The following is a 24080-nucleotide window of genomic DNA, read 5'->3' as shown; positions in this document are numbered from 1 at the left end:
CACTATTAAACTTTCCTTCACTTTTACTTAGTATCAAAGTCACAAGTTGAAGCACTCCGAACCATCAACAGGACAGCAATAACAATTGTCAGATCGAAAAATCGGAGTGAATGAGGTGAGAATGTAAAATGGCTAAAGCAAGTAAATATGTATCTAAGCAGCCAGACGAGAATGGCTTTATTGCTTGGACAGATGAAGAGAACCAAATTTGGTCAGAGTTGGTTGAACGACAGTTAGCGTGTATTGAAGGTAAAGCCTGCGACGAATATTTGGCTGGCCTTAAAAAAATTAATCTACCCAAAGATCGCATTCCTCAACTTAGCGAGTTGAATGAAGTTTTAGAGAAAGAGACTGGTTGGCAAGTTGCGCCTGTTCCTGCACTGATAGATTTTGATGAATTCTTTCGGTTGTTAGCGAACAAGCAATTCCCAGTGGCAACGTTTATACGTTCAAGAGAAGAGTTTGACTATTTGCAAGAGCCAGATATTTTCCATGAGATTTTCGGGCATTGCGCTATGCTGACTAACCCTGCATTTGCAGAGTTTACGCACAAATATGGTCAGCTAGGTTATGCGGCTGAGAAAAAAGATCGTGTTTACCTTGCCCGTTTATACTGGTTTACGGTTGAGTTTGGTTTAATGCAAACTGACCAAGGCCTGCGTATTTACGGTGGCGGTGTTTTATCTAGTCCAGGTGAGACACAGTACGTTTATTCTGATAAGCCAGAAATTAATCCATTAAATGTATTGGACGTGCTACGTACACCTTATCGCATCGATATTATGCAACCGATTTACTATACAATTAACTCAATCAATGACTTATTTGAGATCTCAAAAATGGATATCATGTCATTGGTTGAAGAAGCAAAAGAGCTAGGGTTATTTGAACCTAAGTTTCCGCCAAAACAAAAACTAGCAAGTTAAGGAATTATCAATGTCTGATTTAAGTGCACAAAAATGTGAAGCGTGTCGTGCGGATGCGCCTAAAGTATCAGATGAAGAACTAGCGGTTCTAATCAAACAGATCCCTGATTGGGTACCTGAAGTACGTGATGGTATTATGCAGCTTGAGCGTGTTTATAAGTTCAAAAACTTTAAACAAGCATTAGCCTTCACTAACAAAGTGGGCGATATGGCTGAAGAAGAAGGCCATCATCCAGGCCTACTTACCGAGTGGGGTAAAGTGACCGTGACTTGGTGGAGCCATTCAATTAAAGGTCTGCACAAGAACGATTTTATCTGCGCAGCTAAACAGATGAAGTATTCGAAGCGCTATAATCGTAGCCAGTTGGTAGAAAAGGCGTAGTTCCGCTTAGGTACTGCGCCTTTTTTGTTCAGCAGGAGCGATATAGCGAATGGTCTTGTAAAAAACGGTGCTATCTGAGCACCGTTTTGCGTGAGATGGAAAATTAACATTATTTAATTCACTAAAATACCTAAGCTCAAGCGCGTAATATCATTAACCAGAAGCTGGTTATTAAGTGAAAGTTGGGCTAATGATGCCATTTGTCCACAAAATCGCGGTAGCGGCAAGGATAATAACCAGCAACACAAGACCACAAGTAACCACTGAGCTTGCATAAATAAAACCACGCTCTTCTGGTATATGCATCAAAATGGGCACACCGGTGTACAGCAGGTAAACCGAATAAGCAAGTGCTACCATGCCAACTGAAACCACAAACCAAAGTTCAGGATAAAACGCTGCAAAAGCAGACATAAACATCGGCGTTGCGGTATAGGCAGAAAGTTCAAGCGTTTGAGTGTAAGTTGGCGTAGAGCCAAAGGTTATTGCCATCCAATGCGCCAGATATGCCAAAATAAACACACCAGCGATGAGCGCACAATACATAGCAACGCCAATCAAGAGTGCCGACTCATGAGTTAGATAGACAGCGTCTCCGGTGCCTACACTCCAGCCTAAGTAAACGGAAGAATAGTAGCCCATAATACTGGGAATAAGCGCAATTAGTGCGATATGTGACAAACTGTAAAACATACTCTCGTGACGGTTATCAATAGTTTGCCACTCTTCTTGTGGGTGGGCGTATAAGCCCCAGAGATGATTAAAGATCATAGTTAGCCCCTCAAATATAGGTTTGTACTATTTTTGTACAATTCAATTAAGTTATGAGAGATGAGTTAATTTTTGTCAAGAAAATGTAGTTGAATAGCAATATTACTATTTTCAGAATGATCTAAAACTTATAGCCGAATGGCCCCATGGTAGACCTTGCAGCGATAAGTTGTGGTAAAATGGCGCAAACACATTAGTCTTTTGTTGTTATGTTAGAAAAGTACACAGATTTACTTACGCCTATTAATCAGTTTTTGGGCTGTGAAACCCCGCAAAGCTGGATTGAGAAAGCAAAGCAAAGCGAGCATTTACCCTTGCTGCTTATCGACCATATGCATTGTGAATTAAAAGCAGCACAAAGCGCGGCTTTTTTAATTCGTAAATATGCAATAGATGATGGGTCTGCAAAAACCCTGTTAAGTTGGTTACAGCCTTATGAAGACTTTATTTATCGCAGTATTGGCGACGGGGAGTTTTCAGGTAGCAAAAATGAACTGATCGGTGAACTAACAGCAAGGCGGGAATATGCCTATAATCAGGATATTCTCAGCAAAATGGTGAGGCTTATCAAAGAAGAGCTACACCACTTTGAGCAAGTATTAGAGATCATTAGAGCACGGGGGATCCCGGTCGAATATGTACAAGCATCGCGCTATGCTTCTGGAATGATCAAGCATATTCGCACTTATGAGCCTGCGGCATTGGTCGACAAATTAATTATCGGCGCCTATATTGAAGCTCGTTCATGTGAGCGTTTCGCCAAACTTGCGCCACACCTAGACCAAGAAATAGCTAAGTTTTATGTGTCGCTATTGCGCTCAGAGGCCAGGCATTATCAAGATTATATTGATTTGGCCCATCAAGTAGCAAATGCGACCGATCCAAAGCGCTGTGATGTAGCTGGGCGTATTCAATTGTTCCAGCAAGTAGAAAATGAACTAATTACGTCAGCGGACCCTGATTTTAAGTTTCACTCAGGTGCGCCTATTTAATTAAGCACTATAGTTATTCAAATGGGTGGCAAAGGAGCTGCTGCTTGCCACTTTCATCTACAACAATATAAGAGCTTTGAGAATACCAGTCGCCAAGTACGGTGCGCACTTTGCCATCAGCATAGGTGTGGACCTTTGGTCTGTGGGTGTGACCATGGATCATATTATCTACGCCATGTTTGGCAAACATTTGCGCTACGGCCTCTTCGGTAACATCGAGTATTTCTGGCGGCTTGCCTTTTTGATTCTCAATGCTTTTTCGCCTAGCGTTTGCGGCGACACGACGACGATACCAAAGTGGCATTGCAAGCATTAACCTCGGCCACCACCAGCCACGACTTTTCTTGCGAAATTTTTGATACACCTCATCCTGCGTGCACATTTCATCCCCGTGCAAAATAACCGTAGGTGTGCCATATAGGTCAATGACCGCTTGCTCTGGCAATAGGGTCATATTACAGGCATTGGCAAAATCTTGCTTGATCAAAAAGTCACGATTACCGTGAATAAAAAATAGGTCAATACCAAGCGAGCTCAAGCTGCTTAGCTTCTGTGCTATTTGCAGGGCGTACGGGTCTTTTTCATCGTCTCCAATCCACACTTCAAAAAAATCACCTAAAATGTATAGTGCGTCTACGTCAGCTGTCATATGGTGGTCGAGAAACGCATAAAACGCCTCGGTGATATCTGCGCGGTGTTCGGTTAAATGTAAATCGGCGATAAAATAGGTTTTACCCATGGGACCTCAAAACTGATAATACCAATGTGCTTAATTAAGTTGTCTATTCAGAGACTGGAAAATCTTAACGATAACCACCCTCCGTATCCTGCTCACAGCAAGATACCGCAGCCTATGTCGGCAAGGCAAAATTGTTAATGCAGATAACGTCAGATTTAGCTTCTCAAATTGAGTAGGTATTAAGTCAAATGATATAAGGCCAGCACATATACTGGCCTTGAACAAAAAGTGATGATATTACTCAGCAACGTATGCTTTTTCGATGATCACATCTTCAAGTGGTACGTCTTGGTGGAAACCAGCTGAGCCAGTAGCAACACCTTTAATTTTGTTTACTACGTCCATGCCTTCAACAACTTCACCAAATACACAGTAACCCCAACCCTGCGACGTTTCGCTTGAGAAGTTAAGAAAGTCATTGTCATTCACATTAATAAAAAACTGTGCCGTGGCAGAATGTGGATCTGGCGTACGTGCCATCGCAAGCGTGCCTACTTTATTTGCAACACCGTTGTTAGCTTCATTTTTAATTGGTGCTTCCACTGGCTTTTGCTCCATACCAGGTGCAAATCCACCACCTTGAACCATAAAACCGTCGATTACACGGTGGAAAATAGTACCGTTATAAAATTCGCTGTTTACGTAGTTTAGGAAGTTCGCTACCGTTTCTGGTGCTTTGTCAGCGAAAAGGTTAATGCGGATTTCGCCGTGATTTGTTTCTAAAACAACCATGTTAGTGTCCATCGTGTTGAATGATAAAACCCTATTTTATATCAACTGGGCTTTTGTGAAAAAGCATTCCGTAAAAATCAGCGTAAAAATCAAAAAACTGCCTGAAAACGCCATTAAAATCTAGAGGCGTTGCTATGCAGGTGGTATGATTAAAAACTCTTTTGTTAAAAAATGAACGTACTTAGGAAGAAAACTACATGTTGCAGATTTTCAACACACTCACTCGCCAAAAAGCCCCTTTTAAACCGCTCAAAGAAGGCAAGGTTGATATGTACGTGTGTGGTATCACCATCTATGATTTCTGTCATGTAGGGCACGCACGTACTTATGTTTCATTTGACGTAATGAATCGTTACTTACGTTATTTAGGTTACGACGTGACCTATGTACGTAACATTACCGACGTTGATGACAAAATTATTAAGCGCGCAGCTGAAAACAACGAGTCAATTAATGACCTAACGTTACGTATGACCAAAGCGATGCACGAAGACTTTACGGCCTTAAACATGCTGCCTGCGGATATTGAGCCGACGGTAACAGGTCATATGGATGAAATCATCGAGATGATCGCTCGTCTTATTGAAAAAGGCCATGCTTACGTTGCGCAAAATGGAGATGTGCTGTTTGACGTCTCAACTTTTGAACAATACGGTCAGCTATCCCAGCAAGACTTGGAGATGCTACAAGCTGGGGCTCGCGTTGAAGTTGCTGAAGGTAAAGACGACCCACTTGACTTTGTACTGTGGAAAAAAGCCAAAGCCGGTGAGCCTGCATGGCAATCTCCGTGGGGCGAAGGGCGTCCGGGGTGGCACATCGAATGTAGTGCAATGAGCTCAAAACACTTGGGTGAATTCTTTGATATTCATGGTGGTGGCTCAGATCTACAGTTCCCACACCATGAGAATGAGATCGCACAGTCGTGCTGCGCAAACAATGGCCGCTACGTAAATACGTGGATCCACACTGGCATGGTACAAGTAAATAAAGAGAAGATGTCTAAGTCGCTTGGCAACTTCTTTACTGTACGTGAAGTGTTAAAAGCGTTTGACAGAGAAACGGTGCGCTATTTCTTAATCAATGGTCATTATCGTAGCCAGCTAAACTACTCTCAAGAGAACTTAGAGCAAGCGCGCTCGTCTCTTGAGCGTATATATACTGCGCTACGTGGTGTTGAGTTGGTGGCAGTGGAGCTGAAAGGTAACGCTTACGTTGAACGTTTTGAGGCAGCAATGAATGACGACTTCAACACGCCAGAAGCACTACCTGTGATCTTTGAATTGTCAAAAGAAGTAAACCGTTTAAAAGACAGTGATGCGCAAGCCGCTGGTGAGCATGCCTTTATTCTTGTGAAATTGGCTGAGGTACTAGGTATTGCACAGCAAGACCCTGAATCTTTCTTACAAGGTGAGCAAGACGACGATGAAGTAGCACAAATCGAAGCGTTGATCGAAAAGCGCCGCACCGCCCGCGAAAATAAAGATTGGGCTGCTGCGGATGAAGCAAGAGACGCGTTAACCGCGTTAGGCGTTGTGTTAGAAGATAGCGCTGGTAAAACGACGTGGCGCAAAGCTTAATAAAGATAGCGTATATGCGAAATAAAAAAGCCTTCACGACACTGTGAGGGCTTTTTTATTGTCCTTAATTCAGACCTAATACCAACTGGATTAAGTAAATGGGCTTTTCTCGCCTCAAAATAGCCTGCTTAGTTAAGCAAATAGGTATAAGAAAACTTGTAATGTACGAAAACGACAGACACACTTAATGCTAGTGAGAGAAAAATAAATAACATCATGATTAAAGCACCAATAGATATCGACGTAGACATTCCATGGCTTGACCAAAAGCTGTTTTCATTTGGCAAATTTTCACTGGAAGTGGGCGAGGCGCTTTCCTTTATTGCCGTCATTATTGCAACCTTAATTATTTCTAAGCTGTTGCGGCTTGCCTTTAATCGTATTGCTTCAAGGCAAGGAGTTATTCAGCACACCTCAGCATACGTGATTGGGCGGATCATCCATTACATCGTGCTCTTTATCGGCTTTATTATTGCACTCACAGCATTGGGCATAGAAATTACAGAGCTAGCATTGGTTGCAAGTGCCTTGGGTGTCGGTATTGGTCTTGGCTTACAAGGTCTGGTAAATAACTTTGTTTCTGGCCTCGTTTTATTGTTAGAAAAAACAGTCAAGGTGGGAGACTTTGTTGAATTAACCAATGGTGTGGTTGGCGAAGTTATCGCAATCCACATGCGCTCGACTTGGATCCGTACCAACGACAACGTAGATTTGTTGATCCCAAACTCTGAAATGGTGTCAAATACTATCACTAACTGGACGATGTCGGATAAATATCGTCGCTTTCGTATTCCTTTCTCGGTCGCTTATGGCAGTGATAAAGAGAAGGTAAAACGCGCGGCACTAGAAGCTGCTCACTATGTACAATATACCTTAAGCACGCCAGGGCGAGAGGCTACGGTGTGGATGACGGGATTTGGTGATAGTAGTTTGAACTTTACACTAGGCGTTTGGGTGCAGCCTGAACAGGTTAAACGTCCCACGGCACTGATCTCTGACTACTTATGGGCCATTGATGATGCCTTTCGTAAGTATCAAATTGAGATCCCGTTTCCACAACGAGATCTCCATTTACGCAGTGGTTTTTCCGTGGAAAAACCTACTGAAGGATCTTGACTACTCGCTGCGGGAATGGGATTTCTATTTCCGCACTTTGAATGGCAGCAAACACAGCCTTATTGACCTCTAACTTAGTTTCAATCAGTGCGGTTGTGGGCACCCAATAGCGGTAGCTTAGTACTACGGCACTGTCGGCGAAGGCTTCGATACCAACCTGTGGTTTTGGTGATTGGCTTACTTTTTGGTTTTCGGTGAGTACCGTTGTGATCAGCGTGAGTGCGCGCTCATAATCTGCATCGTAGGCAATACCTATTTCTCCTTTGACTAATGAATTTGCAAATGAGTTATGGAGTATTTCGCCTACAATATGTTTGTTTGGGATAGTGATCTCTACCTTGTCTTCATTTATCAGTGTGGTATGTCCAAGCTCTATCATTTTAACTTGTCCATTCACGCCTTTAATACTGATGGTGTCACCTATTACGAAGGGGCGAGTGGCAATAATAGCAAGTCCTGCGCCATAGTTGGCCAACATCCCCTGTAAGGCAAGGCCGGCTCCCAAAGAAGCCGCGCCAATTGCTGCGACAAATGGAGTGATGCTGATCCCAACTTTACCAAGTGCAATGATCACGAACATGGCGATGATTAATACCTTGATCACATTGCCAACAAAGTTGGTTAAAGCGGGGTCAATACTGTGTTTCAGCATTAAATTCTCAGTGGCTTTAGAGAGCTTTTTCGAGAGCCAAAGACCAAGCAGAAAAATGATAATTGCAGCGAGTAGCTGAAAGCTATAAGTGACAAGGTACTCACGGATAAGATTATAGTAATGTTCAATTTGCTCTATTTCTTGGTTGATCACTGTAGTGTCCTGAGTCAGTAAATGAGAGTAGTTAACCAATGATAAAACAACGGCACCCAAAGTGCAGTTATCATTGCAGTAATGGTCATTGCAGCAGAGGCGAATGCGCCGGCCATTGGGTGATGTTCAATAGCTGCCGCTGTGCCTATTGCATGGCAAACAACACCTAGCGCTGTACCTTTCGCTTGGGCGCTTTCGACGTTACACCAGTGCAGCAGATGTAGCCCCAACACGCCACCAAAAACACCAATTAATATGACCATGATGGCGGCAACCGCAGGGATCCCCCCCAAATAGTCACTTATAAGCAAGGTGATAGGCGTGGTGACAGACAAAGCCGCCATAGACGCAGAAAGCTGTGCATCGGCAGCAAAAAGGTGACAGATCATAAAGGCGCTGAAGGTAGAAAGAGAGACACCTAGCCAGCTGGTAAAGCAAAGTGCGAAAAAGACCGGTTTTATCTGATGAAATTGTTTGTATAGTGGATAGGCTAATGCAACAACTGCGGGCTCTAGCAAGTAATGGATGGGTAAGGTCGCTTGTTGATAAGTATGATAGTCAAATTGAGTTAGCAATAGTAATGCAGAGATAGATAAAATACATAAGAGCACAGGATTGAGCAGCGGTACGGTGACGCGTTGGTACACGGCTCGCATCATAAAAAATAACGCCACAGTGAGCGTTGTTGCAACTATTACATTAATCACGGAACTTTATTTTCTTCACAATAGGGCTTAATAGCACCAAGCTAACCGTAGGTACGCCAAACAGTAATAATAATAGCATCGGCCAATGAGATTGAAATAGCCCCAAATGTTCGACTAAGCCAACGCCTGCGGGAATAAAAAACAGTGCCATATATTTTAAAATGGGTTCTGCGGCAGGCGCGAGCCATTCAGTTTTGATAATTTTTGTCATCAACAGTATGAGTAAAAATATCATACCAAGTAGCGCCGCAGGGAGTTGTAACCCGGTGATCTGAACTACCCACTTGGCACTAAATAGACACCCTAAAATAACTGCAAAGCCAACAGCAAATTGTAGTATCAACTTCACGATGTGTATCATTAAGACGAGATCCTTTATAACTAATCTGAGCTTCGGATAATTAATGCCTTTCTAGCAACCAGTTTTAGCGCTAACTGCGTTGAATTCACTTCCAATAGCCAGCTATTGGTGCGTAAATTCGCCTTGCCTACAAGGGTGTAGTTACCAGGGCGGTAGCAGAACGCGAGAGCGCTGTTATCGCCAAAACTCTCTGGCTAGACAAGGAAATTATTTAATGTGATTTTAAAAACAATGAGTTAGCTCATTTCTTATCCAAACCTCAGGTTAACTATGATAGCCAATTGTACGCTGTGGAATCGAATTGCACATCATACTTTTGGGCAAGTTAACGTAGCACTTTGAATGCTACCATTTCATCCTAGGTAAAAAAGGTTTTTTGTCATGTTCTGTGGTGCCTGCGTTTTTCATCGCGATTTTAGTATTTTTGGCTTTGAGTAATTTAATTTGTGACCAAGTTTCTAGCCACAGCAGCTTGCGTGACGGTTGGTTATAGGCGCGATTATATACTTTTTTTATCGCCGCGATTGCATCTGGAGAGCGCGAACTAAATTGCGCTAACAACTGGTTTATTCTCGCATCTGTATCATCGCAAAGCTCAGTGATAAGGCCATCTTCTAGCGCTTGCTGTGCTGTGATCCTTTCGGCATGTATGGTCATCAGTAATGCTTTATCTTTATTCATAGTCGCAGGCAACAGCAAGCTGCCCCCCATGTCTGGGCACAATCCCCATTTTGCTTCCATTATGGCAAATTGAGCTGAATTGTCGGCAATACGAATATCCGCACCCAAAGCGATATGACAGCCGCCACCTAAACAGTTTCCTGATATTTTGGCGATAACAGGGACGGGCAGAGACTGCCAGCCAAGCACTACACGTTGAACTAAGTTGGCATTTCCAGGTAGCCATTTTCGTAGTAACTTTACAATACCCGTTGGTTTTTTAAGTACGCTTTTTACGTCTAGGCCTGCGCAAAAGTGTGCTCCTTCACCTTGCAGTACAACGGCTCGAATAGTTTTGTTTTTAGCGATGGTGTTGATGGCTTTGTCTAAGCCAACAAACATTTCCACAGAAAGCGCATTTTGTTTTTCGGGACGAGATAGGGTGACATAAGCAATATTATTGGTTTCGGTATATGAAATCATAGTGAGGGGTCCCTGTCTTTAATTATTGGTATTGCACGTTATTTTTAGAGTAATAACTTAAAAGCGTTATAAGATTCAACTTTAACTGATAATTTCTTCGCCGTTTAGCGTTATTTTCTGTTTGAATATCGCGACAGTGTATTTATGTTTTAGCGCATTTTGCTATTATTGCGCCAACTTTAAAACAAAAGGCTAGCGTCCATGACAGCAAGACTTTGTAGCATCGAAGAAGCCGCTCATCAGGCTTATGATATTTTCCTTGAATTGGCTCCCGATAACCTCGAAGAACACGATATTGAAATGTTTAATGAACATCGTGAAGAGCGTGGTTTTATTGAAGAAAGTGAACCGGATGAAAGTTGGTCGAGCGTTACTGCCTACGAGCAAGAAGCGGAACCAGAGCACTTTGTTCAAGTACTAGTGGGCATTGAGTTTGACGATTCAGATCAGGTATATGCGAAAATCTTAATCAGTCGAGACTTAGACGCACCATTTTGTCACATTATTTGGAAACAATAACCGTAAAGTAGTCGTTTGTGCCATTTTTTAAATTTATAGTTTTAATAGTGTTTGGCTTGGTATCGTTACCAAGCCAAGCTGCTGATCCGTTTGAGGACTTCCACGAATACGGCAGTATGCCTGATGATGAGATCCATCAACAGCATAAGGGTGAAATGCTATATGGCGATGTTGAGTTTGGTTTTATTGTCAACAAAGGCAATACTCAAAATACCTCGTTTAAACTGAAAAGTAACCTCTATCAGGACTTTCCCAAATGGCGTAACCAGTTCAAATTTGATGGGCTCTATCGCCGAGAGAAAAATACCGAAACAGATGTTGAAGACGTATCAGCCTCACGCTATTTTGGCTCAGCTCAGGGGAACTACAAACTCGGCGATGATAATGCGTCATTTTTTATGTATGGCGATTATGAGCGTGATAGGTTTAACGGTAAAGAATATACCACCACCATCGCACTTGGTTACGGTAATCGGGTGTTTGAGGGAAGAAAGAATACAGTTGATATCGATATTGGCCCCGGCATGTCTATTTCTCGAATCGATAATGAAGTCGAATTGGAGGCTGAGGAAGACAGAACTGAAAAAGGTCAGCTGTTACGAATGGCATTACAGTGGGAAAGAAATATATCGAGGCGAACGCGCTTTAATCAGGATGTGAGTTTCGAACAGTCGCTATCAGGATTAAACTCTCGTCTGTTTGCTGAGTCGGCATTGGTGACACAAGTACTCGGTGGGATCGCGCTGAAGTTTGCGTTTATCTACCGTTATAACTCACAACCTGAAGATGAAAAAGAAAAGGTAGATACTGAACTCGGTGCTACTTTGGTATACAGCTTTAATTAAAGAAGAGTATCAATGTATAAAAATATACAGTTTGCTTGGGTCATATGGCTCTTTCTTGCTTTTATTGCCAGCTTTACGGTTTTGGCAATTTATCTTACCGGCAGTAACCTCGCATTTGTGGCGTTTTTGGTTATCCTGTCGCTGGTAGCGTTTATATTCTATGGCTTGACTATCCAAGTTGATAAGCAACAGCAAACCTTGAGCTGGTGGTTTGGTCCATCTGTTGCCAAAATGACACTACAATTTGATGATATCGAATTTGTCCAGCCGGTTACTAATTCATTACGCCATGGAATAGGCATGCGCATTAGCACCGACGGCTGGGTATACACAGTTGCGGGGTTTGACGCGTTAGAGGTGGTGATGAAAGATGGTACTAAATATCGCTTAGGCACCAATGACCAAGCAAACCTTGTTAAGGCAATGGAAAGTAAACTTAAAAAAGAAAAAAGCGCTGAGTAGTCAGCGCTTTTTTGTATCTAAAACACAGGACGTTTTAGTGGTCGTGACCACAGCCACCTTCGCCATGAACGTGGCCATGAGCTACTTCTTCAGCCGTGGCTTCTCTTACTTCAACCACTTCTACGTCAAAGTTTAGTGTGATCCCTGAAAGGGGATGGTTGGCATCTACAATGACTTCTTCGTCTTCAATACCGATGATCACAACCACTTGGTCGCCTTCATCTGTAGTTGCTCTAAATTGCATGCCAACTTCGATTTCCATGCCTTCAAACATAGATTTAGGCACGGCTTGAGTGAGTTCGTCAAAACGCTCACCGTAGCCTTCTTGAGGCTCAATTGTGACGCTAAAAGTATCACCAGCCTGTTTGCCCTGCAGTGCATCATCTAAGCCTGGGATCAGGTAGCCTGAACCTAGCATCGCTACTACAGGCTCATCATCAAAAGTGCTATCGATGGTGTTGTTGTCTTTGTCTTGAACTGAGTAGTGAATGGTTACTACTGAGTTAGGGCCAATAATCATATAAGATCCCGTTAGTTGTCTTCTAAAGAATAAGGTAGAGGTTGAATGGTAAGACTCACCTCTGGTGAATTTTTCGCTCTTAGCACTGCGTCATGAGGGGTATCATTCGGCATTATCGCTAAGGCATAGTATAGATTTGTATCAGTGTCGAATGTTTGTTGAATCACCTTGCCACCGCGGCGCCAGTTGTCTTCAATTTGTAGTTCGATATCTGTCTCTTCAATACGCTCTGCAGTGGTTCCCGAGACAATGTACATTGCCCGTTTGTTCTTACCGAGATAACGCATGCGTGCAACGGTTTCTTGACCAGTATAGCAACCTTTTTTAAAGCTGATCCCGTCCAATGCTTGCAGATTTACCATCTGTGGCACAAATTCATCAATGTGATCCGCGTCAATTGCTGGTTCTCCCGCCAAAATACTACTTGCAATAAATGGGGCTGGGTTAGCTTCTAGCACGATTTCGTTTGGTAAGTTTGCTCCGCCAAAGTTAAGTAGGAGAAAGCGGCTATCATTGAGCTTTAATAACTTACCCTGAGCTACGTCAAATGCAGTTGCTCCAGAGTTTAGCTCAATATTAAAGGCTGCAGCCAAGGTGCTTGCGTCTTCTGCTATTAGACCGATGACGTCGCAATCAGCAAAGTCGATATCGACCTTCGCAAATACGCCATATTTTTTAAGTTCACGCAATGAGGCTTCGGCTTCAGCGCTGCTTGCAATCATTAAGTACTCATCTTGCAGCCGAGTAAGGCGAGAAACAGACCATAGTTTCCCCTTTGGGCTGCAATGTCCTGACCACATAAAGTTGTTTTCTTTGATAAGGTTAATGTCTTGCGTAACCTGACCGTGCAAATAGCTAAGTTTATCTTGTCCTGAAATGCGAATAACCTTGAAAGGAAGCGCATAAGCACGAGCAATTGACATAATGTTGATCCCTATTAAAGTGTTTTCGTAATGTTACCGTAAAATCAGAAGTGGAGATAGGGACTCAGAATTTCAATACGCCATTTCTGTAAGTTTTATGGCATATGTTCAGTAGAGTGGGTATAATTTTCTCAATAGTTTATCAGGGGTTAATCAGTTTATGGTTGAGTTGCTGCCTAAAGCTCGAGTGAAATGGGCTTGCCGTCGTGGCATGTTAGAGTTGGACGTTATTTTGGAGCCATTTGTAGATCAGGCTTATGACGCGCTATCAGACGAAGGTAAGTACGTTTTTCAACGTCTTGTTACCTGTGAAGATCCAGATTTATTTGCGTGGTTTATGGGTCATGAAGAGTGCCCAGATCCTGAGCTAAAACGCATGGTTACGTTTATCCTTGATCGGATCCGCGTCTAGAATCGATTTTCAACACAACCAGCAGAACCGCACACTCTTTGTGGTTCTCTTTTCTTGCCTTGCGTTTATTCTTTTTTTGCTGTTCCCAAGTCTATATTGGCTTATCACAATATGCTGTGTCACCGTCGGTTACGCTTATTGGTTGCGGCTGCAAGCACGAACACCAACAACTGGAACTTTACTCCTTATTCATGAAAAACGCTATATAGAGCTCCACGCGCAGCAGGTGCACTTTAAAGGCCAATTGATGGCTGCGACCATCTGGTTTGATAAGCAAGTAGAGTTAACCCTTGGAAATGAAAGAGGGATGAAGCAACAGGTTTTTATTACGCGTCGTGCTGTGCAAGAATCTGATTGGCGGCTGTTGTGTCGCACCGTATTGCAAGCCCAAACCTCAGGTTAATTAACCCAAGCTTAGGCTAAATGAGTGCTGGCTGGCAAAAAGTGAGTGCACTGCCTAGGTAGCGCACTCATCAAACAATAATTAACCTCTGGCCTATTGCAAGCAAGTTTAACGCAGTAGTAAGGGATAACAGTTGCTAGAGAACAAGTTGTTATCCCGAGTTCAGGTTAATTCGGTGTAGTAGGAGACAAAATGGTGGGCGCTGCGTTTTCAGCCATGTCTGGGAAGTCAATGGTATAATGAAGACCACGACTTTCTTTTCTCTCCAGCGCACTGCGTATAATGAGCTCGGCTACTTGCACTAAGTTACGCAGCTCGAGCAAGTTATTACTAACTCTGAAGTTTGCATAATAATCATGGATTTCTTGCTGTAGTAATTCAACTCGACGCAACGCACGCTCTAAGCGCTTAGTGGAACGAACGATACCGACGTAGTCCCACATAAATAGTCTAAGTTCATGCCAGTTGTGGGTGATCACGACCTCTTCATCTGAGTCACTAACGCGACTCTCATCCCAATCTGGTAGGTTTGTTGGTGCGGGGCTTTGCTCTATTTTTGCTAAAATGTCTTTTGCTGCAGCATGTGCAAAAACAATACACTCTAGCAGTGAGTTACTTGCCATCCGGTTGGCGCCATGTAAGCCGGTATAGGCTACTTCACCAATGGCATACAGGTTATTGATGTCAGTACGGCCGTTAAAGTCGGTCATCACACCACCGCAGGTATAGTGTGCCGCCGGTACGACTGGGATCGGCTCTTTAGTGATATCTAAGCCAACACTCAAGCACTTGGCGTAAATCGTCGGGAAGTGCTCGATAATAAACTCTTTATCTTTGTGTGAAATATCTAAGTAAACGCAGTTCGCACCTAAGCGCTTCATTTCATAGTCGATAGCACGAGCTACTACATCGCGTGGTGCGAGCTCTTCACGCTCGTCAAAGTCAGGCATAAAACGTGTACCATCAGGGCGCTTCAGCAATGCGCCTTCACCGCGCATGGCTTCGGTGATCAAGAAGTTCTGCAGTTCAGGATGATATAAACTGGTTGGGTGGAATTGATTAAACTCCATATTGGCTACTCGACAACCTGCACGCCATGCCATCGCGATACCATCACCGGATGATACGTCAGGGTTTGAAGTGTACAGGTATACTTTGCTGGCGCCGCCAGTAGCCAAAGCTACGAACTTAGCTGCAATACTCTCTACTCTATCCGCCTTGCGGTTATAGACGTATACGCCTCTGATATTCTCCGACTGGTGATGTTTATCTTTAATCAGGTCTATAGCGTTATACTGCTCCAGTAAATTAATTTTTGGGTGCTGCTGCACTTGGCTTATTAATGTAGTTTGCACGGCCTTACCCGTTGCGTCGGCAGCATGTAAAATACGGCGGTGGCTGTGTCCACCTTCGCGGGTTAGGTGAAAACGCTCCTTACCTTTGCTATCCACTTCCATATCAAAAGGTACACCCTGTTCGATCAGCCATTTTAAGCAGTGCTTAGCATTTGAAGCGGTGTAGTGCACGGCATCGCGATCGCACAGTCCGGCGCCAGCGGCGAGTGTATCTTCAACATGAGATTCAATACTATCGTTCTTCTTATCGAATACCGCAGCAATGCCCCCTTGAGCATATAGCGTAGAGCCTTCTTTTAATGCCCCTTTGCTGATCACTGTCACCTGACAATGATTTGCCAAAGACAGTGCCAAAGAGAGTCCGGCAGCGCCACTACCAATGATGACAACGTCAGTGCTGTGGTGAGTTGTATTTTTCATATTCGAAGATCTTAACTGTTTTTGTGTTTAATTCTGTTATTTATACCACATCTGCTATCATAGAAGGCAGAGAGTTTGTTCCGTTTAATGAGAATCATTGAGAACATATTTTGTGATTGCTAATGGAATCGTGCTACACATGCAACCAAGAATTAGTACGCAAAGATGGATGAATTCGTTTATTTTAAAAAAAAATACAAAAAAACAGAACTTTTTATTCAGTACTAAGTCAGAGTAGCTGTGAATGATGGCAACTAGATACGATTTAGAAAAACAAAAAGAGGAGTACCGGCTCGAATGAGCGAGCAGGATTTAGATCTAAATATAGTTAAACGCGTTCAACAGGGAGATAAAAACGCATTCAACCTGTTAGTTGCCAAGTATCAAAATAAGGTCGCAGCGCTGATTTCTCGATATGTAGCAAATCAAGGCGATGTGGCGGATGTGGCGCAGGAAACGTTCATTAAAGCTTATCGAGCGTTGCCTAACTTTAGGGGCGAAAGCGCATTTTATACTTGGTTGTATAGAATCGCGGTTAACTGTTCAAAGAATTATTTGGTGGCACAAGGTAGAAAGCCGCCTGCAAATGACGTGGATGCAGAAGAAGCAGAATTTTACGATGGTGCAGACCAACTAAGATCAAATGCGTCTCCTGAAAATCTATTGTTAAGTGATGAAGTCAAAGCAGTGATATTCAAGACCATAGAACGTTTGCCAGATGACTTAAAAACCGCAATTACATTGCGTGAAATTGAAGGCATGAGTTATGAAGAAATCGCTGTTATTATGGATTGTCCAGTTGGTACGGTCCGTTCGAGAATTTTTCGCGCAAGGGAAGCGATAGATAACAATTTGAACCCATTAATAGGTGAGTCTTAATATGGCACAAGCTGATAAACAAGTGGCAGAAGATTTAACGACATCGCAAATTTTTGACGGTGATCTGCCACTCAACGCCGAAACGGATGTTCGTGTAGACGAACAAAAGTTTGCACGATATGCCTTGATTGGTGATGTAATGCGTAGCGAGAAGCAAGACACGCCCTGTATCGATATCACCAATAGCTTTGCAGCTGCATTAGAGCTTGAGCAGACGTACAGCGAGCCTGTGGTAGAGAAAAAGCAGACACAGGCACCAAAGAGTAATGTGGTAGAGTTAAGTGCGTGGCGAAAGCCATTTGCACAGATTGCAATCGCAGCAAGTGTTTCCTTGTTCGCAGTACTTGGTGTTAATACATTAAGTACAGAACCTGCATTGCCAAGCAGTGACACACTACAACTTCAATCAACTCCGTTTGCTGGTGGTGTTTCTCCTGTTAGCTTGTCAACAGAGCCTGCGCTTGAATCTGCAGCGAAGGGTATTCGTGAGCTTCAACAGCAGCGCATTGGTGCGTTAGTATTAGAGCATCAGAGACAGTCACGTATGGCATATGCCCTACAGCAAACGGCTGATGAAAAGGCTGGTAAGCAAGAGGACAAAGAGCAATAAATGAGAGCACTGTTAGTTGTAGTAAGTGTATTTTTCTCTAGTTGGCTGTGGGCAAATGAAAGCGTATCAGCCAAGCAACTGCTAAAAGATATGGCCGAAGCGGTGCATCAAAGAAATTTTGATGCATCTTTCGTTGTGGTTAAAGGAAAGTCGATGGAGCCATACCGTTGGTTGCACGGCAACATAGAAGGCACTGAGCTTGAACTACTCAGCTTGTTGAACGGTGCCGGTCTTGAAATGGTCCGAATTGGCGATAAAGTCACCTATTTTGAGCCAAAATCAGACCCTTATACCATCCAAACAGATTCAATAGCAGGCCCTATTCCTGAGGTGCTATTCAAAAATATCGACAGCTTAAAAGAGAGCTACGACTTTGTACTCGGTGGTAAAGGTCGTATCGTTGATAGGCCAGCACAGCTTGTCAGATTAGAAGCAAAAGACGACGCTAAATACAATTATTGGCTGTGGATAGATACAGAATCATCGCTACTGCTGAAGTCTGCGTATGTCAATCAAGAAGGTGAATTATTAGAACAACTGCAACTGACACATATTAGCGTAACTGAAGCGCCAACAGAGCAGCTGCTTGAACTATCACAAAAGCAATTTCCAGAGCCCGTTTCAGGTTTGTTGAAAACCCTTGAGAATGGCACTAAAAATAATTGGCAAATTGGATGGTTACCTCAAGGCTTTGAACTGTTAAAATCTGACAGACATAAATTAGATTTAAATAATGAGTTAGCAGACTACTACTTGTATTCTGACGGTCTAGTCGATATTTCGGTATTTGTGCAACGTCCGCTTCCAGGTCAACGACCAAGTGGTGCGCTTTCATCAGGGGCGACAACAGTGTATGTCCATAATACCGGTGCATTTGATGTCTCTGTGGTTGGGAATATTCCTGCGATGACCGCCAAAGCAATTGCTGAGTCTGTGAAAAGACCTTTATGATTGAACAAACCCTGACAGTTGCTACCATCAAAGGGGCAACTGTCTATCTAGAAGCTGAACCTAAACCCGCTTGTGAAGGTTGTAACGGCAAGTGTGGCTCTCAAGTTTTTGCCAAACTTTTTGGCACCCACAAAAAACAATTTCCCATCGAGTTAAATGAATCTGTTCAAGTCGGTCAAAAAATAAAGCTGGCTTTGGATGACACTAATGTGGTGAAGCATGCGTTTTATGTTTACATGTTGCCGCTGATATGTGCCTTTATCGGTATGTTTTTCGCAGCGCTTTTACTAGAACTCGATGAACCATGGCAGATAGCCATCGCTTTTTTAAGTGCAGCGATGGGCTTGTTCTTTGCCAAAAAGAAGGGTAATTCACTCAAGCATCAGGTAAAAGTGATAAAAATTTACCCAATTAGCCTACCAATAACGCAAATAGTTGGTGATTGTACTAAATAAAATGTAAAATCGAGGCCTTAATCTCTATTTGTGACTAACAGAAGTATTGAATCCAGTATATGAAGCATATCCGTAACTTTTCTATTATTGCCCACATTGACCATGGAAAATCGACGCTATCAGACCGCTTAATCCAAGTTTGTGGAGGTTTAACAGACCGCGAAATGCAGCAGCAGGTACTGGATTCGATGGACATCGAACGTGAGCGCGGCATTACCATTAAGGCACAAAGCGTAACGCTTAACTATAAGGCCAAAGATGGTGAAACATACCAGCTTAACTTCATCGACACACCAGGACACGTAGACTTCAGCTATGAAGTGTCGCGCTCTCTTGCTGCGTGTGAAGGTGCATTACTCGTTGTTGATGCAGGTCAAGGTGTTGAAGCACAAACGCTCGCCAACTGTTACACAGCAATTGAGATGGACTTGGAAGTTATTCCAGTACTGAACAAAATTGACTTACCGCAAGCCGATCCGTTACGTGTTGCCGAGGAAATCGAAGACATCGTGGGTATTGAAGCGTTAGAAGCGGTTCGCTGTAGTGCCAAAACCGGTATTGGTATCGACGAAGTACTTGAGGTGATCGTCCGTGACATTCCGCCGCCAGAAGGTGAAACCGATGCACCACTTCAAGCGCTAATCATCGACTCATGGTTTGACCCATACCAAGGCGTAGTTTCTTTGGTACGGATCAAAAATGGTGAGCTAAGAGCTGGCGAGAAAATTAAAATTATGTCGACAGAGCAAGCTCATCAAGTGGATAAAGTCGGTATCTTTACACCAAAGCAAACTAACACAGGTGTACTAAAGACCGGTGAAGTTGGTTTTGTGATTGCCGGTATCAAAGATATCCACGGCGCACCGGTAGGTGATACCATTACCATGGCTCGTGATTCTGCAACAGACCGTTTGCCTGGTTTCCAAAAGGTGAAGCCTCAGGTATATGCGGGCATGTTCCCAATTTCATCTGATGATTACGAAAACTTCCGCGATGCGCTTAATAAACTAAGCCTCAACGATGCTTCGTTATTCTTCGAGCCAGAAAACTCAACAGCACTTGGCTTTGGTTTCCGTTGTGGCTTCTTGGGCATGCTCCACATGGAGATTATTCAAGAGCGCCTAGAACGTGAATACGACATGGATCTGATCACCACAGCTCCAACGGTAATCTACGAAGTAGAGACCAAGCACGGAGTTGTGAAAATCGATAATCCTTCGGATTTACCACCGGTAAACGATATTATTGAAATTCGCGAACCAATTGTGGAAGCGAATATTCTAGTACCGCAAGAATATTTAGGTAATGTTATTACGCTATGTGTTGAAAAGCGTGGTGTACAAACCAAGATGAGCTATCACGGCAAGCAAGTGGCGGTAACCTATGAGCTACCAATGTCAGAGGTGGTGATGGACTTCTTTGACAAGCTGAAGTCGACCAGCCGTGGTTTTGCTTCTCTTGATTATAACTTTAAGCGCTTCCAGCCTTCTGACATGGTGCGTGTAGATATTCTAATTAACGGCGATCGTGTTGATGCCTTGGCAATAATTGTTCACCGAGATGGCTCTCAAAGCAGAGGTCGCCAGTTAGCAGAAGCATTGAGAGAATTGATCCCTCGCCAAATGTTTGATATTGCTATTCAAGCTGCAATTGGTAATCACGTTATCGCACGTAGTACGGTGAAGCAGTTGCGTAAAAACGTAATTGCAAAATGTTATGGTGGTGACGTGAGCCGTAAGAAAAAGCTACTACAGAAGCAAAAAGAAGGTAAGAAGCGGATGAAGCAACTTGGTAACGTTGAAGTGCCTCAAGACGCATTCTTAGCAATATTGAAAGTCGGTAAGTAACAGGAAATACAAATGGCAGGTTATTTTTCAATTTTATTGGTGCTACTCACGGTCGGTTCGGGCCTTATTTGGTTGATCGATCACTTGGTGTATGCGCCAAAAAGACAAGCTCGACTTGCTATTGCGCAAGGTGCGTCAGAAACTCAGTTGGATGACGACATTATTGCTGAAATAGCGCCAGAACCTGCCATTGTTGAAAATGCGAAATCAATTTTTCCGATGATCGCGGCAATCACGATTTTCCGCTCATTTATTTTTGAACCGTTTCAAATTCCATCAGGCTCGATGATGCAACCTTGTTGGATGGCGATTTTATCTTGGTGGAAAAGTACGCCTATGGGATTAAAGACCCAGTTTGGCGTAGCAAGATTATTGAAACAGGTACGCCTGAACGTGGCGACATTGCCGTGTTCAAGTTTCCATTAGATGAGCGTATTGATTTTATTAAACGCATTGTGGGCTTACCTGGCGATCATATCGTCTATCGCAATCGACAGCTTTACATCAAGCCAAAGTGCGAAGAGGGTGCAAGCGAGGCGAATGGCCTAGCCTGTGGTGAATACAATAAGATTGATGTTGATATTGTAAATCGTGATGAATTTACGCAAGGCCCAATGCAGTTAGTTCGGTTAACCGAGCATTTGCCAAACGTTAAACATGATATTTTAATTAATCCAGAAGTTTTAGAATTAACAGATCGCTATTATCAGCAAGCTGGTACTCGCCGTGATGAGTGGGTAGTACCTGAAGGTAGTTATTTTGCGATGGGTGATAACCGTAACAACAGCCAAGATAGTCGTATGTGGGGCTTTGTTCCGGATGAAAACTTGGTTGGTCGAGCGGTGTTTATTTGGTTAAGCTTTGACTTTGATAATGGCCCAGACAGCATTTTGCCAGGGTGGGTTCCAACCGGTGTTCGTTTTGAGCGCCTAGGTAGTATTCAGTAACAATGAAAAGAAACGTAGAAGAACTTTATAATAAAATAGGGTATCACTTCAGTGATAAGGCGCTGCTTGAGCAGGCTTTGACTCATCGTAGTCACAAAGGCCAGCACAACGAGCGTCTCGAATTTTTAGGTGACTCTATTTTAAGCTTTGTGATTGCAAATGCTTTGTATCACAAGTTTCCAAAAGCGCGTGAAGGTGATTTAAGCCGCATGCGCTCAACGCTTGTACGCGGGCAAACCCTAGCGGAATTCGGTGTGGAATTTGCGCTGGGTGATTATTTGCGTCTCGGTCCCGGTGAGTTAAAAAGCGGTGGTTTCCGCCGTGAGTCAACGCTTGCCGATGCGGTTGAAGCCATCATAGGCGCAGTCTTCCTAGACTCCGACATCGATGTGTGCCGAGATTTAGTGCTTAGTTGGTATGATTCCCGTTTAACGGCGATTTCTCCTGGGCACAATCAAAAAGACCCAAAAACGCTGTTGCAAGAATATTTGCAGGCTCGAAAACTGCCATTACCAGGCTATACGGTAATTGACACAAAAGGCCAAGCTCATAACCAAACATTCACGGTTGAATGTATAGTGGAAGGGATGGAAAGTATAATTTCAGTAGGCAGCTCGCGACGTAAAGCCGAGCAAAAAGCTGCCGAAAAAGCGCTTAAGATATTAAAGAATGACGCTTGATACGCATTGCGGCATGATTGCCATCGTCGGTCGACCTAACGTAGGTAAATCGACACTATTAAATAAATTGGTAGAGCAAAAGGTAAGTATTACCTCGCGCAAACCACAAACTACTCGTCACCGCATTATGGGGATCCACACAGAGGGTAACTATCAGGCGGTGTACGTTGATACGCCCGGACTTCATATTGAAGAAAAGCGTGCCATTAACCGTCTAATGAACCGTGCTGCCTCAAGCTCTATCGGTGATGTCGAGTTAGTAATCTTTGTTGTTGAAGGTACTCACTGGACATCTGATGATGAAATGGTTCTGGCCAAAGTAAAAGACAGTGGCCGGCCAATTCTGGTGGTGATGAATAAGACCGATCAGGTTAAAGATAAAGACTTGTTGATGCCACACATCCAGTGGTTAAGTGAGCAAGGCGACTTTATCGGGATCGTGCCTATCTCAGCTAAGCAAGGCAAGAACGTTGATATGATCAAAGAAGAGGTTCACAAGCGCTTACCTGCGTGTGAATTCTTTTTCCCTGAAGATTATGTAACAGACCGTTCTATGCGTTTCTTGGCGGCTGAAATAGTGCGTGAAAAGCTTATGCGCTTTATGGGCGATGAATTACCTTATTCCGTTACTGTAGAGATTGAGCAGTTTAAATGGCAAGACAACGGCGTTTGGCAGATCAATGCTTTGATCTTAGTTGAGCGAGAGTCACAAAAACGCATGGTGATTGGTAACAAAGGCGAGAAGCTGAAAGTGATTGGTCGTGAAGCGCGTAAAGATCTTGAAGACATGCTCGAAAACAAAGTCTATCTAGAGTGCTGGGTTAAAGTAAAATCTGGCTGGGCAGACGACGAACGTGCACTACGTAGTTTAGGGTACGGAGAAGACTGATTGGATAGCGACTTTCGACAGGCCTATCTGTTGCATCGCAGACCATATAGCGATTCTCAGGTGTTGCTTGACGTGCTAGTCGAAGGTGTTGGACAACTCAAAATGCTTGCCCGAGTAAAGGGCAAGCAATCCCTCAAGCATAACGCTCAGCTACGACCATTTTCCTTACTGTTACTGCAATATGCAGGTAGGTATGACTTCAAGTATGTAAACCGTTTTGAACCTACCGATCATCAAGTACACCTACTTGGTCGTCAGCTTTATTGTGGTCTATATCTCAATGAATTGACGCAGCGGGTAGTGCCTACCAACGAACCTTTAGAGCAAATTTTTGCACTTTATCAGTTACATCTCACGCGTTTAGCTGAAGATGACGATGTTGAGCCTATTTTACGCAGTTTTGAATTGCAATTGCTTGCGGAGCTTGGGTTTGGAGTAGAACTAGAATTTGATGCCGAAGGTAATCCAGTCAACCCAAAAAAAGCGTATAAATATGTTGCTGAATACGGATTTATTGCGGTTGGGCGTGAACCTGATACGATACCCGGCAGTATATTATTGGCTATGGCCAACCAAGATTATCAAGACCTTGCAGTACGAAGGGCGGCAAAGTGGTTAACACGCAAGTTAATGGCGCCGCTGGTAGGCAGGCAGGGACTTAAAAGCAGAGAACTCTTTATTACAAAAAAATAGTATCAGTTGGTACGCACAA

Annotated in this window: 27 protein-coding genes and 2 pseudogenes; 19 read left to right on the top strand and 10 right to left on the bottom strand. The window is 43.4% G+C overall.

What is annotated here, in order from left to right; translation table 11 throughout:
* The first annotated feature begins 128 nt into the window (after positions 1 to 128).
* Positions 129 to 926: a phenylalanine 4-monooxygenase gene (gene phhA / locus CEX98_RS06300; RefSeq protein WP_099641262.1), complete on the top strand. Its 798-nt coding sequence runs from the start codon at positions 129 to 131 to the stop codon at positions 924 to 926.
* 10 nt (positions 927 to 936) lie between these two features.
* Positions 937 to 1280: pseudogene (locus tag CEX98_RS06295) on the top strand (4a-hydroxytetrahydrobiopterin dehydratase).
* 199 nt (positions 1281 to 1479) lie between these two features.
* Here the strand turns inward: CEX98_RS06295 and CEX98_RS06290 are convergent.
* Entirely contained in the window at positions 1480 to 2079 is a 600-nt protein-coding gene (locus CEX98_RS06290) for a Yip1 family protein (protein ID WP_099641260.1), read from the bottom strand.
* 209 nt (positions 2080 to 2288) lie between these two features.
* On the opposite strand from CEX98_RS06290, the gene miaE reads away from it, so the two are divergent.
* Positions 2289 to 3071 carry a tRNA isopentenyl-2-thiomethyl-A-37 hydroxylase MiaE gene (miaE, locus tag CEX98_RS06285; protein WP_099641259.1) on the top strand — a complete coding sequence of 261 codons (783 nt, stop codon included), beginning with the start codon at positions 2289 to 2291 and terminating at the stop codon, positions 3069 to 3071.
* A gap of 13 nt (positions 3072 to 3084) precedes the next feature.
* Here miaE and CEX98_RS06280 read toward each other — a convergent pair whose 3' ends face one another.
* Together CEX98_RS06280 and CEX98_RS06275 are read right to left on the bottom strand one after the other, a co-directional pair.
* The gene (locus CEX98_RS06280) at positions 3085 to 3810 is read right to left on the bottom strand and encodes a UDP-2,3-diacylglucosamine diphosphatase (protein ID WP_099641258.1); all 726 of its coding nucleotides are present in this window, start codon (positions 3808 to 3810) and stop codon (positions 3085 to 3087) included.
* A 237-nt stretch (positions 3811 to 4047) separates the two neighbouring features.
* Positions 4048 to 4542, bottom strand: a complete 495-nt coding sequence (locus CEX98_RS06275) for a peptidylprolyl isomerase (RefSeq protein ID WP_099641257.1) — start codon at positions 4540 to 4542, stop codon at positions 4048 to 4050.
* Between the two features lie 197 nt (positions 4543 to 4739).
* Here CEX98_RS06275 and cysS point away from each other — a divergent pair, with 197 nt between their 5' ends.
* Both cysS and CEX98_RS06265 read left to right on the top strand, forming a co-directional pair.
* Entirely contained in the window at positions 4740 to 6119 is a 1380-nt protein-coding gene (gene cysS / locus CEX98_RS06270; protein ID WP_099641256.1) for a cysteine--tRNA ligase, read from the top strand.
* Between the two features lie 216 nt (positions 6120 to 6335).
* Positions 6336 to 7235 carry a mechanosensitive ion channel family protein gene (locus CEX98_RS06265; protein ID WP_099641255.1) on the top strand — a complete coding sequence of 300 codons (900 nt, stop codon included), beginning with the start codon at positions 6336 to 6338 and terminating at the stop codon, positions 7233 to 7235.
* On the opposite strand, the gene CEX98_RS06260 is transcribed toward CEX98_RS06265, so the two are convergent.
* The 4 genes from CEX98_RS06260 to CEX98_RS06245 all read right to left on the bottom strand — a co-directional run bounded on the left by CEX98_RS06260 (position 7219) and on the right by CEX98_RS06245 (position 10251).
* Positions 7219 to 8040, bottom strand: coding sequence for a mechanosensitive ion channel family protein (locus CEX98_RS06260; protein WP_099641254.1), 822 nt, complete (start codon positions 8038 to 8040; stop codon positions 7219 to 7221). The genes CEX98_RS06265 and CEX98_RS06260 overlap by 17 nt on opposite strands.
* A gap of 14 nt (positions 8041 to 8054) precedes the next feature.
* Positions 8055 to 8747 (bottom strand): LrgB family protein, encoded by a 693-nt coding sequence (locus CEX98_RS06255; RefSeq protein WP_099641253.1) that lies wholly within the window; start codon positions 8745 to 8747, stop codon positions 8055 to 8057.
* Entirely contained in the window at positions 8740 to 9096 is a 357-nt protein-coding gene (locus CEX98_RS06250) for a CidA/LrgA family protein (protein WP_242441644.1), read from the bottom strand. Before CEX98_RS06250 ends, CEX98_RS06255 begins: the two co-directional genes overlap by 8 nt.
* Before the next feature lie 357 nt (positions 9097 to 9453).
* Positions 9454 to 10251 (bottom strand): crotonase/enoyl-CoA hydratase family protein, encoded by a 798-nt coding sequence (locus tag CEX98_RS06245; RefSeq protein WP_099641251.1) that lies wholly within the window; start codon positions 10249 to 10251, stop codon positions 9454 to 9456.
* Positions 10252 to 10452: 201 nt separating this feature from the next.
* On the opposite strand from CEX98_RS06245, the gene CEX98_RS06240 reads away from it, so the two are divergent.
* The 3 genes from CEX98_RS06240 to CEX98_RS06230 are packed head-to-tail and all read left to right on the top strand — an operon-like array spanning position 10453 to position 12077.
* Complete coding sequence (locus tag CEX98_RS06240; RefSeq protein WP_099641250.1) at positions 10453 to 10770, top strand: DUF440 family protein; 318 nt, start codon at positions 10453 to 10455, stop codon at positions 10768 to 10770.
* A gap of 17 nt (positions 10771 to 10787) precedes the next feature.
* Complete coding sequence (locus CEX98_RS06235; protein ID WP_099641249.1) at positions 10788 to 11615, top strand: DUF481 domain-containing protein; 828 nt, start codon at positions 10788 to 10790, stop codon at positions 11613 to 11615.
* 12 nt (positions 11616 to 11627) lie between these two features.
* The gene (locus CEX98_RS06230) at positions 11628 to 12077 is read left to right on the top strand and encodes a hypothetical protein (protein ID WP_099641248.1); all 450 of its coding nucleotides are present in this window, start codon (positions 11628 to 11630) and stop codon (positions 12075 to 12077) included.
* Positions 12078 to 12111: 34 nt separating this feature from the next.
* Here the strand turns inward: CEX98_RS06230 and CEX98_RS06225 are convergent, their stop codons facing one another.
* Both CEX98_RS06225 and CEX98_RS06220 read right to left on the bottom strand, forming a co-directional pair.
* The gene (locus tag CEX98_RS06225; RefSeq protein ID WP_099641247.1) at positions 12112 to 12597 is read right to left on the bottom strand and encodes an FKBP-type peptidyl-prolyl cis-trans isomerase; all 486 of its coding nucleotides are present in this window, start codon (positions 12595 to 12597) and stop codon (positions 12112 to 12114) included.
* An 11-nt stretch (positions 12598 to 12608) separates the two neighbouring features.
* Complete coding sequence (locus CEX98_RS06220; protein WP_099641246.1) at positions 12609 to 13520, bottom strand: YgfZ/GcvT domain-containing protein; 912 nt, start codon at positions 13518 to 13520, stop codon at positions 12609 to 12611.
* 160 nt (positions 13521 to 13680) lie between these two features.
* Here CEX98_RS06220 and CEX98_RS06215 point away from each other — a divergent pair, with 160 nt between their 5' ends.
* Together CEX98_RS06215 and CEX98_RS22765 are read left to right on the top strand one after the other, a co-directional pair.
* A complete protein-coding gene (locus CEX98_RS06215) occupies positions 13681 to 13932 on the top strand; it encodes a succinate dehydrogenase assembly factor 2 (RefSeq protein ID WP_099641245.1) in 252 nt (83 codons plus the stop codon).
* Complete coding sequence (locus CEX98_RS22765; RefSeq protein WP_143484327.1) at positions 13913 to 14335, top strand: protein YgfX; 423 nt, start codon at positions 13913 to 13915, stop codon at positions 14333 to 14335. Before CEX98_RS06215 ends, CEX98_RS22765 begins: the two co-directional genes overlap by 20 nt.
* A 167-nt stretch (positions 14336 to 14502) precedes the next feature.
* On the opposite strand, the gene nadB is transcribed toward CEX98_RS22765, so the two are convergent.
* A complete protein-coding gene (nadB, locus tag CEX98_RS06205) occupies positions 14503 to 16110 on the bottom strand; it encodes an L-aspartate oxidase (protein ID WP_099641243.1) in 1608 nt (535 codons plus the stop codon).
* Between the two features lie 297 nt (positions 16111 to 16407).
* Here nadB and rpoE point away from each other — a divergent pair, with 297 nt between their 5' ends.
* The 9 genes and pseudogenes from rpoE to recO all read left to right on the top strand — a co-directional run bounded on the left by rpoE (position 16408) and on the right by recO (position 24061).
* Positions 16408 to 16989 carry an RNA polymerase sigma factor RpoE gene (gene rpoE / locus CEX98_RS06200; protein ID WP_099641242.1) on the top strand — a complete coding sequence of 194 codons (582 nt, stop codon included), beginning with the start codon at positions 16408 to 16410 and terminating at the stop codon, positions 16987 to 16989.
* A gap of 1 nt (position 16990) precedes the next feature.
* On the top strand, positions 16991 to 17599 hold the full coding sequence (locus CEX98_RS06195; RefSeq protein ID WP_099641241.1) for a sigma-E factor negative regulatory protein: 609 nt from the start codon (positions 16991 to 16993) through the stop codon (positions 17597 to 17599).
* Entirely contained in the window at positions 17600 to 18550 is a 951-nt protein-coding gene (locus tag CEX98_RS06190) for a MucB/RseB C-terminal domain-containing protein (protein WP_099641240.1), read from the top strand.
* Entirely contained in the window at positions 18547 to 19005 is a 459-nt protein-coding gene (locus CEX98_RS06185; RefSeq protein WP_099641239.1) for a SoxR reducing system RseC family protein, read from the top strand. Before CEX98_RS06190 ends, CEX98_RS06185 begins: the two co-directional genes overlap by 4 nt.
* A gap of 59 nt (positions 19006 to 19064) precedes the next feature.
* Positions 19065 to 20852, top strand: coding sequence for a translation elongation factor 4 (lepA, locus tag CEX98_RS06180; protein WP_099641238.1), 1788 nt, complete (start codon positions 19065 to 19067; stop codon positions 20850 to 20852).
* Between the two features lie 12 nt (positions 20853 to 20864).
* Positions 20865 to 21799, top strand: a pseudogene (gene lepB / locus CEX98_RS06175) (signal peptidase I).
* 2 nt (positions 21800 to 21801) lie between these two features.
* Positions 21802 to 22479, top strand: a complete 678-nt coding sequence (rnc, locus tag CEX98_RS06170) for a ribonuclease III (protein ID WP_099641237.1) — start codon at positions 21802 to 21804, stop codon at positions 22477 to 22479.
* On the top strand, positions 22469 to 23368 hold the full coding sequence (gene era / locus CEX98_RS06165) for a GTPase Era (RefSeq protein WP_099641236.1): 900 nt from the start codon (positions 22469 to 22471) through the stop codon (positions 23366 to 23368). The genes rnc and era overlap by 11 nt, the downstream gene beginning before the upstream one ends.
* A complete protein-coding gene (gene recO, locus CEX98_RS06160) occupies positions 23369 to 24061 on the top strand; it encodes a DNA repair protein RecO (protein ID WP_099641235.1) in 693 nt (230 codons plus the stop codon). It begins immediately after the preceding gene.
* Positions 24062 to 24080: the final 19 nt, after the last annotated feature.

Origin of the sequence: Pseudoalteromonas piscicida (genome assembly GCF_002744175.1) — a bacterium.
Classification (GTDB): Bacteria; Pseudomonadota; Gammaproteobacteria; order Enterobacterales; family Alteromonadaceae; genus Pseudoalteromonas; species Pseudoalteromonas piscicida_B.
This window is presented reverse-complemented; position numbering and strand designations above follow the sequence as displayed.

Coding starts and splice junctions, on each gene's coding strand:
- phhA (WP_099641262.1), top strand. CDS start 129: ATGGCTAAAGCAAGTAAATATGTATCTAAGCAGCCAGACGAGAATGGC.
- CEX98_RS06290 (WP_099641260.1), bottom strand. CDS start 2,079: ATGATCTTTAATCATCTCTGGGGCTTATACGCCCACCCACAAGAAGAG.
- miaE (WP_099641259.1), top strand. CDS start 2,289: ATGTTAGAAAAGTACACAGATTTACTTACGCCTATTAATCAGTTTTTG.
- CEX98_RS06280 (WP_099641258.1), bottom strand. CDS start 3,810: ATGGGTAAAACCTATTTTATCGCCGATTTACATTTAACCGAACACCGC.
- CEX98_RS06275 (WP_099641257.1), bottom strand. CDS start 4,542: ATGGTTGTTTTAGAAACAAATCACGGCGAAATCCGCATTAACCTTTTC.
- cysS (WP_099641256.1), top strand. CDS start 4,740: ATGTTGCAGATTTTCAACACACTCACTCGCCAAAAAGCCCCTTTTAAA.
- CEX98_RS06265 (WP_099641255.1), top strand. CDS start 6,336: ATGATTAAAGCACCAATAGATATCGACGTAGACATTCCATGGCTTGAC.
- CEX98_RS06245 (WP_099641251.1), bottom strand. CDS start 10,251: ATGATTTCATATACCGAAACCAATAATATTGCTTATGTCACCCTATCT.
- CEX98_RS06240 (WP_099641250.1), top strand. CDS start 10,453: ATGACAGCAAGACTTTGTAGCATCGAAGAAGCCGCTCATCAGGCTTAT.
- CEX98_RS06230 (WP_099641248.1), top strand. CDS start 11,628: ATGTATAAAAATATACAGTTTGCTTGGGTCATATGGCTCTTTCTTGCT.
- CEX98_RS06225 (WP_099641247.1), bottom strand. CDS start 12,597: ATGATTATTGGCCCTAACTCAGTAGTAACCATTCACTACTCAGTTCAA.
- CEX98_RS06220 (WP_099641246.1), bottom strand. CDS start 13,520: ATGTCAATTGCTCGTGCTTATGCGCTTCCTTTCAAGGTTATTCGCATT.
- CEX98_RS06215 (WP_099641245.1), top strand. CDS start 13,681: ATGGTTGAGTTGCTGCCTAAAGCTCGAGTGAAATGGGCTTGCCGTCGT.
- nadB (WP_099641243.1), bottom strand. CDS start 16,110: ATGAAAAATACAACTCACCACAGCACTGACGTTGTCATCATTGGTAGT.
- rpoE (WP_099641242.1), top strand. CDS start 16,408: ATGAGCGAGCAGGATTTAGATCTAAATATAGTTAAACGCGTTCAACAG.
- CEX98_RS06195 (WP_099641241.1), top strand. CDS start 16,991: ATGGCACAAGCTGATAAACAAGTGGCAGAAGATTTAACGACATCGCAA.
- CEX98_RS06190 (WP_099641240.1), top strand. CDS start 17,600: ATGAGAGCACTGTTAGTTGTAGTAAGTGTATTTTTCTCTAGTTGGCTG.
- CEX98_RS06185 (WP_099641239.1), top strand. CDS start 18,547: ATGATTGAACAAACCCTGACAGTTGCTACCATCAAAGGGGCAACTGTC.
- lepA (WP_099641238.1), top strand. CDS start 19,065: ATGAAGCATATCCGTAACTTTTCTATTATTGCCCACATTGACCATGGA.
- rnc (WP_099641237.1), top strand. CDS start 21,802: ATGAAAAGAAACGTAGAAGAACTTTATAATAAAATAGGGTATCACTTC.
- era (WP_099641236.1), top strand. CDS start 22,469: ATGACGCTTGATACGCATTGCGGCATGATTGCCATCGTCGGTCGACCT.